General features: G+C 63.5%; 11 protein-coding genes and 2 pseudogenes. 10 read left to right on the forward strand and 3 right to left on the reverse strand.

The genetic code is table 11. The features are described 5' to 3' along the window. Positions 1-373 precede the first annotated feature (373 nt). The 3 genes and pseudogenes from JFN93_RS26210 to JFN93_RS10095 form a co-directional block, all read left to right on the forward strand. Positions 374-1105: pseudogene (locus tag JFN93_RS26210) on the forward strand (5'-3' exonuclease); the annotation flags it as partial. Positions 1106-1243: 138 nt separating this feature from the next. Further along, positions 1244-1657 (forward strand): annotated as a pseudogene (gene rnhA, locus JFN93_RS26215) (ribonuclease HI); the annotation flags it as partial. Between the two features lie 299 nt (positions 1658-1956). Then, positions 1957-2295: a GIY-YIG nuclease family protein gene (locus JFN93_RS10095; RefSeq protein ID WP_199383945.1), complete on the forward strand. Its 339-nt coding sequence runs from the start codon at positions 1957-1959 to the stop codon at positions 2293-2295. A gap of 105 nt (positions 2296-2400) precedes the next feature. Here JFN93_RS10095 and JFN93_RS10100 read toward each other — a convergent pair whose 3' ends face one another. Continuing rightward, positions 2401-3672, reverse strand: a complete 1272-nt coding sequence (locus tag JFN93_RS10100; RefSeq protein ID WP_199383946.1) for an Hsp70 family protein — start codon at positions 3670-3672, stop codon at positions 2401-2403. A 428-nt stretch (positions 3673-4100) separates the two neighbouring features. Here JFN93_RS10100 and JFN93_RS10105 point away from each other — a divergent pair, with 428 nt between their 5' ends. The 3 genes from JFN93_RS10105 (at position 4101) to modA (ending at position 6640) form a co-directional block, all read left to right on the forward strand. Continuing rightward, entirely contained in the window at positions 4101-4910 is an 810-nt protein-coding gene (locus JFN93_RS10105) for a TOBE domain-containing protein (RefSeq protein ID WP_199383947.1), read from the forward strand. A 93-nt stretch (positions 4911-5003) separates the two neighbouring features. Continuing rightward, the gene (gene modD / locus JFN93_RS10110) at positions 5004-5861 is read left to right on the forward strand and encodes a ModD protein (RefSeq protein ID WP_199383948.1); all 858 of its coding nucleotides are present in this window, start codon (positions 5004-5006) and stop codon (positions 5859-5861) included. 29 nt (positions 5862-5890) lie between these two features. Beyond that, positions 5891-6640, forward strand: coding sequence for a molybdate ABC transporter substrate-binding protein (modA, locus tag JFN93_RS10115; RefSeq protein ID WP_199383949.1), 750 nt, complete (start codon positions 5891-5893; stop codon positions 6638-6640). A gap of 67 nt (positions 6641-6707) precedes the next feature. Here the strand turns inward: modA and JFN93_RS10120 are convergent, their stop codons facing one another. Both JFN93_RS10120 and JFN93_RS10125 read right to left on the reverse strand, forming a co-directional pair. Continuing rightward, positions 6708-7487, reverse strand: a complete 780-nt coding sequence (locus JFN93_RS10120; protein WP_199383950.1) for an ABC transporter ATP-binding protein — start codon at positions 7485-7487, stop codon at positions 6708-6710. Continuing rightward, positions 7487-8494, reverse strand: a complete 1008-nt coding sequence (locus JFN93_RS10125) for a FecCD family ABC transporter permease (protein ID WP_199384030.1) — start codon at positions 8492-8494, stop codon at positions 7487-7489. Before JFN93_RS10125 ends, JFN93_RS10120 begins: the two co-directional genes overlap by 1 nt. 210 nt (positions 8495-8704) lie before the next feature. On the opposite strand from JFN93_RS10125, the gene JFN93_RS10130 reads away from it, so the two are divergent. From JFN93_RS10130 to JFN93_RS10145, 4 genes are all read left to right on the forward strand, one after another. Further along, positions 8705-8929, forward strand: a complete 225-nt coding sequence (locus JFN93_RS10130; protein ID WP_199383951.1) for a helix-turn-helix transcriptional regulator — start codon at positions 8705-8707, stop codon at positions 8927-8929. Positions 8930-9186: 257 nt separating this feature from the next. Beyond that, positions 9187-11091 (forward strand): heterodisulfide reductase-related iron-sulfur binding cluster, encoded by a 1905-nt coding sequence (locus JFN93_RS10135; protein ID WP_199383952.1) that lies wholly within the window; start codon positions 9187-9189, stop codon positions 11089-11091. Next, on the forward strand, positions 11088-12116 hold the full coding sequence (locus JFN93_RS10140) for an ABC transporter substrate-binding protein (protein ID WP_199383953.1): 1029 nt from the start codon (positions 11088-11090) through the stop codon (positions 12114-12116). Before JFN93_RS10135 ends, JFN93_RS10140 begins: the two co-directional genes overlap by 4 nt. 106 nt (positions 12117-12222) lie before the next feature. Beyond that, complete coding sequence (locus JFN93_RS10145) at positions 12223-12960, forward strand: hypothetical protein (RefSeq protein ID WP_199383954.1); 738 nt, start codon at positions 12223-12225, stop codon at positions 12958-12960. The last annotated feature ends 7 nt before the right edge of the window (positions 12961-12967 follow it).

Raw genomic sequence — 12967 nt, forward strand, 5'->3', positions numbered from 1 at the left:
TGGTCCTTTTGAAACTGGTGGTCGTGAAAAAGAAAGTAACATAGCCGGTTTGCCGCGGAACATCAACCCCTTGCTGCAGGCACGAGACGCAAACCGATACCCGCGATGCGGTGGGAGGGCGCCCGGGAGAGGTAGGATGGCGCACTCTGGGAGCGTCTTTCCCGGCGCGATCCGCCGCAGGCGGTTAACCATTTGGCTCCCTGATTGGGCTCCTTCATTAAAGAAGACGAGAAGGAGAGGGGGGCAGACGCCATGCCCCGGACCCCTGTGGCTGAGGACGAGCAACCAAGCTGCCCCGGGCGCTGTTATCCGATTGTAAAGCTGAGCGGCAAATAGTAGAATCCGGCGCGAAATTCATGGTTGGGGAGAAAATGTGAAAGCGTCGCCGCAGCTCTATTTGCTGGATGGATCCAGTTACATCTATCGCGCCTATTACGGGTTTCGCGAAGCGGAGGCCGCCGGCGCTATGCCGACCAACGCGGTTTCCGGTTTCACCCGGATGCTCTGCACCCTCCTGCAGGAGCACCGTCCCGACTATTTTGCCGTCGTCTTCGATCCCCCCCGGGAAGATACCTTCCGCCGCGAAATCTACCCCGCCTACAAGGCCCACCGGGACGCCATGCCCGAGGACCTGGTCCCCCAGATTCCCTTCATCAGGAAGGTCCTGGATGCCTTCAACATTCCGGTCCTGGAAGCTCCCGGGTTCGAGGCCGACGATGTCATCGCCACCTTGGCGCAGCGGTTCGCCGCCGAAGAAATCGACGTCACGGTCGTCACCGGCGACAAGGACCTGCTGCAGATCGTCAACGACCGGGTCGCTCTTCTGGACACCATGAAGGACAAGCGCTCGGGGCGGCAAGAAGTGCTCGACCGTTTCGGCGTTACTCCCGAGCTGGTGACCGACGTCCTCGGTTTGGCGGGCGACACCGCGGACAACATCCCCGGCGTGCCGGGAATCGGGGAGAAGACAGCGTCGACGCTGGTGCAGCAGTTCGGCTCCCTGGAGGGGGTGCTGCAGTGGACCGATCTCGTCAATGGAAAGTCACGCCGGGAAAACCTGCGCCGGCACGCCGATCAGGCGCGGCTCTCGAAGGTATTGGCGACCGTCCGTTATGACGTTCCGCTGGAAACCTCGCTTGCCGAGCTGCAGGTGCGGTCGCCGGATCTTCCGGCGCTGATTCCCCTGCTGCGCGAGTTGAACCTGGCCGCCTTGGAGGTCGCCCTCACTCCCCCTCCGCCGGGGCTGGTGCAGATCTATTGCGACGGCTCAGGTCGGGAGTCGGGCCCGGGGGGATACGGCGTGATCCTGCGCTACGGGGCGCACGAAAAGGAACTGAGCGGCTTCGAGCCGGTCGCCACCTCGCAGCGGATGGAACTGATTGCGGCGATCCGGGGGCTGGAAGCGCTGCACACCCCAAAACGGGTCCACGTCTACAGCGATTCGCAGTACCTGGTGCGGGGAATGAACGAATGGCTGCGCGGCTGGATCCGCAACGGGCGGCTGGAGACCCCTGACGCGCTCAAGAACCAGGATCTCTGGCAGCAACTTTCCGTGCTGTCCGGAAAGCACGAGCTCACCTGGGAATGGATTCCCGGCCATGCGGGGCACCACTTCAACGAGCGGTGCGACAAGATGGCCAAACGGGCGGCCGAGGAGGGGATGCGCGCCGTCGTGCCGGCTGAAACGCCGGTCGAGGTCGTTACGGTAGAAAAAGTCCTTCCGCCGCCGATCGCACCGATTCCCGCTGCGCCGGTTCCGGCCGGTGAGGATAGGGCATACGATGCCGATGACGACGGTCAGTATCTGCTCTGTTGACGGTGGAAATACCTCTGACCCCCTCTCCCTCCGGGAGAGGGCAGGGGGTGAGGGATGAGTAACGCAGGAGATTGATCCGTAGGGTGGGCACGAGGTGCCGACCCATCAGGCTGGAAATAAGTTGGAGAGGAAGTAACCGGATGTGGCTGTATTTCATCGAGTGCCGGGGCGGGGCGATCTACACCGGCATTGCCGAGGATGTCGCGGAACGCTACCAAAAGCATGTTCAGGGGAAGGGAGCGAAGTACACCCGGGCCAACCCGCCGGTCCGCTTTCTCGCCGCCAAAGAGTTTGCCGACCCGACCGAGGCGCGGAAGCTGGAATGGCAGGTAAAGAAGCTCCCCCGGGAGAAGAAGCTCGCGGTGATAAAGCAGTTTGAAGCCGAAGGTATCAGCACCCTCCAATCCCAAAAGGACCAATCCCAAAAGGACCAATCCCAACCGGGAGTCCCCTCTCCTTCAAGGAGAGGGACAGGGTGAGGATGGGGTTCAGTACCTTGTCTCGCCCCCAACCTCCAACTGGGGAACGAGGTTTCGGGCCGGGGACTGGCACACAGGTGCCTGTCCCCCTGCCATCCTCCCACCCTACGTAAAGAGCGGCACGCTCGCTCCCAACCCGTGCACCACGCTGGTGAAGGCATTCCGGTTTTCCAGCTTGTCGGCGCCGAAGCGTTCCTCGAAAAGCCTGCGGATGAACGGGATCCGCGAGGTCCCTCCGGTCAGAAAGACGGTGTCGATCCCGCCGTGGGTGATGCCGGAGTTGGCCACGACCTCGTCGATGCAGCCGGCGATCCGGGCGACGTTGCCGGCATTCATCGTCTCAAACTCCTCCCTGCTTACCGCCTCGGTTATCGAGAGATCCCGTTCCCTGAAGACCACTTCCGTCAAATCTGCCTGCGACAGTTCGCACTTCGCCTTCTCGATGCAGCGGAAGAGGAAGAACCCGAAATTGTCGCCGATCAGGTGCTCCAGGTTCTCGATGGCTTTGCGGTCGGTGGCCGCGTTCTTGATCAGCCGGATCTGTTCCCGGGTCTTCCTGGCCCTAAGCAGCGGAATCCGGTGCCACTGGCAGAGGGTGTAGATGATGCTGTGCGGTATGTCGAACTCCTCGTCCTTGCCCATCCCCTTGTATTTGACCCCGCGGCCGAAGTACTTGGCGATCTTCTCCCACATGATCTGCGAATCGAACTTATCCCCCGCGGTGTAGACCCCGCCCAGGGAGAGGACGTCGCTGCGCCGGTCGGACCGGCCGAAGGCGCCCCCTTTGACCCGGATCACGGTGAAATCGGAGGTGCCGCCGCCGAAGTCGCCAATGAGGACCAACTTCTCGGCCCCCGCGGGAAGCGATTCCTCGTAGGAAAGGGCCGCGGCCACCGGCTCGAATTGAAAGAAGATGTTCCGAAACCCCGCCTTGCGCGCCGCCTTTTCCAGCCGGCTCTGGGCCAGCGCGTCCTTTTCCGGATCCTCCGAGAAAACGACCGGACGCCCGAGGACCACGCTGTCCACCGGGCTACCCACCCACGCTTCCCCCTGCGCCTTGATCTTTTTCAGGATGATGGCGACCAGGTCCTCGATCAGGTACTTCTTCCCGAACACCTCCGTCCCCTCGAAACTCCGGTTGGGGAGGAAGTTCTTTATCGACTGCATGAAGCGCCCGGCGGCCCCGTCGCTCACGTAGTTGTCGATCGCCTCCTGGCCGGTGAAGATCTCCTCGTCCTCGTTGAAATAGAGAACCGAGCGCATGAGCGAGGCATTGCCGTTGAATGCGTCGATGTCGGCGATCTCCACCTTGCCGTCCCGGTAGATGGAAAGGGCCGAGTTGGTGGTGCCGAAGTCGATACCGAAAACTGTTTGCATGGGTACTCCTGGGAAAATGGCAAAAGCCGGGCCTGGGCCCGCCCCGAGGTCAGGGCGCCGAAAGTGACCAGCACGTATTCAATGAGGGAAGCTACCTTGGGACTGCCATGAGAGGGGATGCCGCGAAGGTTACAACCGGTGCTGAGGAAGACGGTTTTTTAGCAGAAAGGGGAGTGCGGTGCAAGCGTTAATCGGCAGGATCCGCTCAGCGATTTTGTAAACGGACAAAGTTGTTGTTTTTGGGGTCCAGATGGTACATATATCCGGATAATGTTTTCGATTGAACAGCCGTGGTATGCCTGCGAACTCAGAGAGCCCCGGGTGAGTGGGCTATTCTTTACTTTAACTCCTAGTGCATGGTACTTGCTACAGTTGAAAGTGACTCCCGCTCTCATGATTATTTAGGTTCAAGAGGACAGGTACCTCCGATGAAGAGAAAAAAGATTTCGACTGAGCTTGAAGGAAGCCTGTGGATTCAGAAGTCCGATCGCCGGTACCTTGGCGCCGACCGCATCGCGCTGCTGGAAAGGATCGATGAACTCGGTTCCATGGTCAAAGCGGCCAAAGCTCTGGGCATAAGCTACAAAACGGCGTGGGACACGGTGAACACCATCAACAACCTGGCCGATACTGCGCTCGTCGAACGGTTGACCGGCGGGAAAGGAGGAGGGGGCACGACCCTCACCCCGGAGGGGAAAAAGATCGTCAGTCAGTTCCGCGTCATTCAGGAGGAGCACCGGAAATACCTGGCGAACCTGCAGGAGAGACTCGGGAATATCGAAGGTCTCGAAAAATTCTTAGGGAGGATATCGATGAGAGTAAGCGCACGTAACGTATTTTCGGGAAGCGTCAGCAAGATCATCAAAGGGGCCGTCAACGCTGAGGTCACCCTCACCCTCAAGGGTGGGGCGCCGCTCACCGCAACGGTCACCAACGGTGCCGTGGAAAACCTGGGGCTCAAGGAAGGGATGGATGCCTTTGCCATCATCAAGGCGAGTTCCATCATCATCGGCACCGACCTCCACGATGCCAAGGTGAGCGCCCGCAACATCTTCTGCGGCACGGTGACCAAGATCGTCGAAGGCCCGGTGAACACCGAAGTTGACGTGGAAATCGGCGGCGGCAACGTCGTCAGCGCCGTCATCACCCACGCCAGCGCGACCACGCTCGGTTTGAAAACCGGTGCCCATGCCTGTGCCCTCTTCAAGGCCTCGAGCGTCATTCTGGGCGTAAGCTGACGCTAGAAAAGGGAGCACCAGTGCCGCTGCTCCCTTTTTCGTGCGATGCGTTATGAAGTAATACATATAACGGTGCAAGGAAAAGGGGTAGCCATGCTGCATTGCCTGCCGGATAGCGATATCGAACGTTTTCTCGAAGAAGACGTCCCCTACGGGGACCTAACCACCACGCTGCTGGGAATCGGGGACCGGCCCGGGAGTCTCACCTTTACCACCCGCGAAGAAACCACCCTCTGCTGCTGCGAAGAAGCGGCGCGGCTCCTCGAAAAATGCGGGGCCAGCGTGGTCCGCTGCACCCCGAGCGGCACCCGCCTTCCCCCCGGCCGGGAATTCCTCGTGGCGCACGGCAGCGCCCGGGCCCTGCATCATGGGTGGAAAGTCGCCCTGAACCTCCTGGAGTATGCCTCGGGCATCGCCACGCGCACCCGCAGGCTCGTGGACAACGCACGGGCCGCCAACCCTTCGATCTGCGTCGTGACCACCCGGAAATCCTTCCCCGGTGCGAAGAAGGTCTCGATCAAGGCGATCGTCGCCGGCAGGGCGCTGCCGCACCGTCTCGGCCTGTCCGAATCGATCCTGGTCTTCAAACAGCACACCGCCTTTGTGGGGGGGCTTGCCGTTTTTCTGGAATCCGTCGACACCTTGCGCCGGCAGGCCCCCGAGCAGCGGATCATCGTCGAGGCCGAATCGATGGCCGAAGCGCTGGCCATCGCCGGCTCCGGAGCCGATATCGTGCAGCTCGACAAACTTTCCCCTGCGGAGCTGGCCGGGCTGGTCCCCCAGATCAGGGCGATCAATCCCGCCATCAAGATCTCTGCCGCCGGCGGGGTGAACGAGGGGAACATCGGGTCGTACGCTGCGGCCGGCGTGGACCTGATCGTCCTCTCCTCGGTCTACTTCGGAAAGCCTGCCGACATCGCGGCGTCCATGACACCATCCGAAACGCCATAACCATCCCAACTACAAGGAGAATCGTGCCCATGAAAAAACTGTTCGTCCGGCTCCCCCTCATGCTGATCCTGCTGGCAATTTCCGCGGTGCCGGCGTCGGCGGGAGAGGTCCATCTTTCCGTTGCCGCAAGCCTCAAGGAGGTCATCAACGAACTCTCCGACACCTTCGCCCGCAAGACTCCCGGGGTGAAGTTCCTGAAGAACTACGGCGCCTCCGGCGCGCTCGCCAAGCAGATCGAAAACGGCGCACCCGCGGACCTCTTCATCTCGGCGAACCAGGAGTGGATGGATTACCTCAAGAACAAGAGCCTGGCCGACACGGCCAGTATCGGGGTCTTTACCTACAACTCCCTGGTCTTTGCCGGCAGTCCCGCGCAGAGGGTGACCGGGATGCACGATCTGACCCGGCTGCAGAAGATCGCCATCGGGAGCCCCAAGAGCGTCCCGGCGGGCGAATATGCCACCCTGGCCATCAAGAGGTCCGGCCTGGAGAAACAGCTGGAGAAAAAGCTCGTGCTGGCGCGAGACGTCCGGGATTGCCTGATGTACGCCGAGCGGGGCGAGGTGGACGGCGCCTTCGTGTACCGGACCGACGCGCTGCAGGCCCGTCAGGCGAAGATCCTTTTCACCGTGCCGCAAAACCTTTACCCCGAGGTGGTGTACCCGATGGCGCTGACCGCTACCGGAGCCCGTAACAAGGAGGCCGCCGCCTTTTTCCAGTACCTGCAGGGGAAGGAGGCGAAGGCGGTCCTCAAGAAATACGGCTTCGTCCTGAAGTAGCCGCTAAAACGCCGGTGGCAAATGGAGGAGCTCGTGCGGCCGCGCCGCTCGGAGCGGGTAGGTAATGCTACTGCTCCATGTGCAGGGCCGGGACACAGACTCTCACCCCCTCGACGACCGGTACCAGGTGAACTTTTACCTGATAGATGATCCCCAAGGTCGCTTCGTCCAAGGTGCCGGGGGGACCGTCGCTGACGATCCCCCCGTGCCGCATCGTCACCACCCGGCTCGCCACCGCGAGCGCGTGATCGGGATGGTGCGTGGAGAAGATGAAGGTATTCCCCTCCCGGGCCAACGCTTTGATCCTTTCCAGCAGCCGCACCTGGTTTCCGTAATCCAGTCCGTTGGTCGGCTCGTCCATCACCACGATGCGGGCCTGCTGCGCCATGGCTCGGGCGATCAGCGCCAGCTGACGCTCGCCGCCGCTGATTTCCGTATAGCTCCGCTCGGCCAGGTGGCTGATGCCGAGCCGCTCCAGCGCTTCTGCGACGATCCTCCGATCCTCGGCACCCGCCGGACCCAGAAAGGGACGGTGCGGTTGCCGCCCCATCAGCACGATGTCGCGCACCCGGTAGGCGAAGGTTTCCCGGTGCGCCTGCGGCACGTACGCCATCTGCCGGGCCAATTCCGGCCGGTGGAGCCGCCTGAGGTCGGTCCCCCCCAGGGTGACGGTCCCGGCGTCGGGGGAGAGCAGGCCGAGCATCAACCGGAGCAGGGTGGTCTTGCCGCTTCCGTTGGGGCCGAGCAACGCCGCGACCTCGCCCTGCCCGACGGAGAGGGAGATACCATCCAGGACGGTACGAGCGCCGAAGGAAAACGAAACCGTGTCCAGTGCCAGCAGGGACATCAGTACCATCCTTTCCGGGTGCGTTTGAGCACCGCCATGAAGAACGGGATACCGACGACGGCGGTCGCGATCCCGATCGGGAGTTCGAAGGAGAAGAGCAGGCGCGAGATGTTGTCCACCATCAGGAGATAGGTCGCCCCCAAAAGCGCCGCCACCGGAATGAGGGTCTCGTTGTCGGGGCCGACGATCATGCGGGCGATGTGCGGGATGATCATCCCGACCCAGCCGATGATGCCCGCGAGCACCACGGTGAGGGCGCTGACCAGGGTGGCGCAGACGATCGCCGTCATCCGCACCCGTTGCACGTCGATCCCCAGGGAGCGCGCCTCGTCATCCCCCATGCTCAGAACGTTCAACGGGCGGGACAGCAACATCAGGACCAGTACCCCGGCGCCGATCGGGATCCCGGTTGCGAACGCGGTAGTCCGGTCTGCCATGGCGAGGTTCCCCATCAGCCAGTAGGTGATGGCCGGCAACTGGTTGTACGGATCGGCCAGGTATTTGATCACCGAGACGAGGGAAGTAAAGAGCGCGCCGCTGACGATGCCCCCCAAAAGAAGCATGGTCACGTTGGCGTTGCGCTGGGCGCCGGCGAGAAAAAGCGCCAGGGCGACCGCGGTAACCCCGCCGAGGAAGGTGGCGACCTGGATCGCGAACCATCCCTTGAAGAGGACCAGGCCCAGCGCCGATCCGAAGGATGCCCCGGCCAGAACCCCCAGAAGGCCGGGGGACACCAAGGGATTGACGAACAGCGCCTGGTAGGTCGCCCCGGAAGCGGAGAGGGCGCTCCCAACCAGGATCGCCGTTGCGATGCGCGGCAGCCGGATTTCCAGGATGATGTTGCGCAGGATCGGGAGCCGATCCGGCGCCATGGTTCCTGCCCCGGCCTGGTAGAGGAGATACCCGGTCACTTCATGGAGCGACAGAGGGTATTTCCCCAGGCACAGGGAGGCAAGAGCCGCAACGGTGAGCGTTACCAGAAATAAACCGATGGTGGCAGCTTTGATACCCCCTCCTCTTCGTCTCGCAGACGATGGTCATGAAGTTTGCTCGTGCGGTGTGCCCGGCTTGCCACGCGGGCCCACCGGACCCGGAATGCCGTCCGGATAAGCTCCGAGGCGGCGTGACCTACGCGGGTACGGCAACGGCCGGGTTCCTTTTGCCGCATCTTTGTGCTAGGGTGCCTAAAATTTTGACAAGATAATGGCGGTGCAGACATGATCGTGGCGGACGATAGCACATTTTTTCACAATCGGATAACCGATTTCCGGGTGGGGCGCGGTTGGTCCCAGCGGGACTTGGCCCGGGAAGCGGGGCTCACATTCGCCGAAGTCTGCGCCATTGAAGGCGGCGCCACGGTGCCGTCAACGGTGGCCGCGCTCCTCATTGCCGCGGCACTGGGCTGTGAAGTCGGAGAACTCTTCCGGCTGGAGGAGGGTTAGCCGGTCCCCAAGGCCCACCTCCGTCCAGGGTTCAAGGAGCATGCCCAGCCGATTCCTCCGGACGAAGCAGAGGGGTGGCTGGCAACGGGCTTGCGGAGGTTTGGCCCGTTATGTGAAAGGGGGCGGGCTGGATCGTTTCTGCCGCCAGCCGGTGACCAAGCCGACGGCAGGTGAAACGGCAGCTGAATCATTCGGCACCGGAGGGGCACGACTCCCCCGGCCGCCCTTGATTGCTATCGGATTGAACGAGGGGACCGATGGAAGCTTCGCGTCAGATACTGTGGAATGCCGGGAGCCGCCTCTTCCTGCTGGGCGCTTCGCTGGGGGCGGTGACGGTGCTGCTGGCCGGCGTCTGCCGGAGCATCGGCGGGTGGACGATCGGGTACCGCGAGACGCGGCGGACGCCGGGACGAAAGCCCCGCGGCGGCTTTGCCGCGGCCTTCCGGGCGGTGGTGGTCCAAAGGGAGATGATGCGCGGCGACGTCTATCTCCCCCTGCATCTCGCCATTTTTTACGGGCTGCTGTTCCTTTCGATCGGAAGCGCCATCGTCGGGGTGGAGGCTCACTTGGGGGTAAGGCTTCTCCACGGCTGGGGCTACCTGCTGTTCACCCTGGTCCTGGAGCTGGCCGGGATCGCCGTGCTGATCGGCATTGCGCTGGCCGCATACAAGCGCTACCTCGTGCGGCCGGACCGCCTGGAAAGCCGGCCTCAGGACGCCGCCGCGCTCCTTGGCCTGGCCCTGGTGATTGCCAGCGGTTTTTGGGTGAAGGGGGCCCGGATCCTGGCCACCGGCGGTCCTTGGAGCGGGTGGTCCCCGGTGGGGGGCTCGGTTGCCTGGCTTTTGGGGAAGGCCGCCGGCTCCGGGAATGCCGTCTCCCTGCATCACCTCCTCTGGTATGCCCATGCCGGAGCGGCGTTCACCGGTCTTGCGCTTTTGCCCTGGTCCAAGTACCTGCACCTGCTGGCGGTCCCCCTCAGCCACTTTCTCTCCGTCCCGTGGGCCGATCGGGCCGCTCTCCCGGAAGCTGCCGCGGGGAGAGAGACGACCGGTACCCTCGCCGACCTGGCTCGTAAACGACTCGTCGAGGCCGATGCCTGCGTCCGGTGCGGTCGGTGCAAGAAGCTCTGTTCGATGTACCTCACCGAGAACCGGACCGCCCCCATAACGATGATGGATAACCTCAAGCGGTTGACCCACGGCCGAAACCGTGGCTCGGCTCAACCCGGGGCGGTTATCGACGCCGCCTCGTTGTGGAGTTGCACCGGCTGCCGCGCCTGCGAGGAGCGCTGTCCTATGCGTGGGGAGCACGCCGCGGGAATCGTCCAACTCCGGCGTGGGGCGATAACCTCCGGCCGGATTCCGGAGCCGGTGGCCGAGCGTCTCCAAAAGCTGCGGGGCGCGCGCACCCTGCCGGCGGAAGCGGGGCGGGGCATCCCATCGGGCACCCGGGGTATCTATTACTGGCCCGGCTGTTCCGATGCGCAGGGAGAGGATGCCGGCTTCTCCGCGCTGCTCAAAATCATGGAACGGGCCGGAGTGGTGCTTCGGATGCTCCAGCCGCCGCACTGTTGTGGCGGAGCCGCGCGGCGGCTCGGTGACGAGGCGCTTTTCCAGGAGCAGGCGCGCGAGAACCACCGTTATCTTCGGGAGCAGGGGGTGGAGCTGGTGGTCACCCGCTGCCCGCACTGCTTCAACACCCTTAGAAACGAGTACGGTTCGCTGGGAACCGATGTGACGGTGCTGCACCACACGCAGCTTTTGGCCGAGCTCGCGGCTTGGGGGGAGGTTGTCTTTCCCCACCAGACGGCACCCCCGGTAACGTACCACGACCCCTGCTTTCTGGGGCGGTACCACGGGGAGTTCGCCGCGCCCCGAAAACTGATCGAAGCCGCAACCGGGCGGCTCCCTGTGGAGATGAAGCACACCCGGATGAAGAGTCTCTGTTGCGGCTCGGGAGGCGGCACCGTCGGTGAGGAAACGGCGCTGGCGACCGCCCGGGTCCGCCTGAAGGAGGCGGGGAAGGCGGGTGCGGAAGTCGTGGTCACCGGCTGTCCCTACTGCCGCACGACGCTGGAGCGGGCCGCCGGCGAGGGGAATGCGAAAAAACGGATCCAGGTGGTGGATCTCGCGGAATTTCTGCATACGGGAGGAAACGCATGAAACGGCTGGCCATGGCCCTGGTACTTCTGGCGGTGTTTGGTCTGACCCGGGCCGAGGCGGTGCCGGTGCACGATCAGCAGGGGCGGACGGTGACGCTGCCGGGCAAGGTGTCGAAGGTTCTCGGTGCCTCGGCACCGGTCACCTTTCTGGTGTATTCCATCGACCCCTCGCTGCTGGTGGGGCTTAATCTGCCTCCGGATGAAGCGCAGCGCAGGTTCCTGCGCCCGGAGACGATGAAGCTTCCGGTGATCGGCGGGTTCGGGGGACAGGGCAGAAACTTCAACCCCGAGGTGCTGCTGGCCGCCCGGCCGGACCTGGTGCTCGCCTGGGGGCCGGCCCCCAAGGGGCTGAACCCGAGGGCGGAAAAGACCCTCGCCTCATCGGGGATTCCCTACCTCTTTCTCACCTTGGACCGGATGTCCGACTACCCGGCTGCCTACGAGTACCTCGGGGCCATTTTGGGCCGGCCGGAGCGGGCCCGGATGCTGGCCAACTACTTCCGCAAGGAGGTGAAGAAACTGGAGCGATTCTCGGCCCGGATTCCGGCCCGCCAGCGGGTGCCGGTCTACTTCGCCGAGGAGGCCGACGGCCTCACCACCGTTAGCGCGGGATCGGTGCACGGCGAGGCGGTACAACTCGCCGGGGGGCGCAACGTACATCGGGGCGCATCTGGCGGCGGGCGCTTCAAGGAGAAGATCTCCCTGGAGCAGGTGCTCGCCTACGATCCCGAGGTGATCATCGCCCAGGACGAGACCTTCTTCGAGCGGGTCTACCGGGACCCCCGCTGGTCCGGCATCCGCGCGGTGCGCAACCGGCGGGTATATCTGATTCCGGATGCCCCGTTTGAATGGATGGACCGCCCCCCGACCTTTTTGCGGCTCCTGGGGGCCAAATGGCTGGCCAGCGTTCTCTACCCGCGCTCGTATCGGGCCGATCTCTCGGCCGATACCCGGGAGTTCTACCAGCTCTTCTTCAAGGTGAACCTGGACTCCGGGGAGGTCCGGAAGATCCTGCATCAAAAGTAAGTCCCGGCGGCACGCCCCCGGAAGGTGCGGTAGGGTACGGTCCCGCCCCAGGGAAGGGGGCCGCCTCACGCCGGGAAACCCCACTCAGGAGGAATAGTCGCGCATCATGAACCTACTCATTTGCATTGATGATACGGATGATCTTGATACCCCGGGAACCGGAGAACTGGCCGAGTCGATCGCCGCAGGGATCACGGCGGCCGGGTGGGGAACCTGCGGGGCGGTGTCCCGGCATCAACTGCTGATCCACCCCGAGGTCCCCTTTACGTCCCACAACAGCGCCATGTGCTTTCCCGCGCAGATCTCCGATCACCTTTTGGAGGCGGTCACCGATTACTGTGTCTCGGTCCTGCTCGCTCAAAGCGCGCCGGTCGCCGACCCGGGCCTGTGCGTGCTGGTGCCGGAAAGGTTGCCGCAACCGGCGGCCCTCATCGAGTACGGCTACCGGGCCAAGAAAGTGGTGCTCGGCAAGGAAGAGGCCTATAAGACCGCCGCGGCGCAGGGGATCCATCTCTCCGAGCATGGTGGAACCGGACAGGGGGTGATCGGCGCCCTGGCCGGCGCCGCACTGAGGCTGACCGGTAACGACGGCAGGTTGAAGGGGAAACTCCCAATCCGCTCGGTACACGGGATCGCCACGGTTCGGGAGATCTGCGGCTGTGGCATCGGACAGGTACGGACCGTCCAGGGGGACGTCCTGGCCGACGCGGAGCGGGTTCTGGTGGGCAAGTGGGTCAAACCGGTCCTTCTGGACCACGACATCGTGGTACTGGTTTCGGAAACCGACGGGGTGGCGGGAGCATCGTGGATCGCTGCCGACCGGGAGATTTTCCAGAACTACTAGCCGGCTG

Source organism: Geomesophilobacter sediminis (genome assembly GCF_016458275.1).
In the GTDB taxonomy this organism is placed as follows: domain Bacteria; phylum Desulfobacterota; class Desulfuromonadia; order Geobacterales; family Geobacteraceae; genus Geomesophilobacter; species Geomesophilobacter sediminis.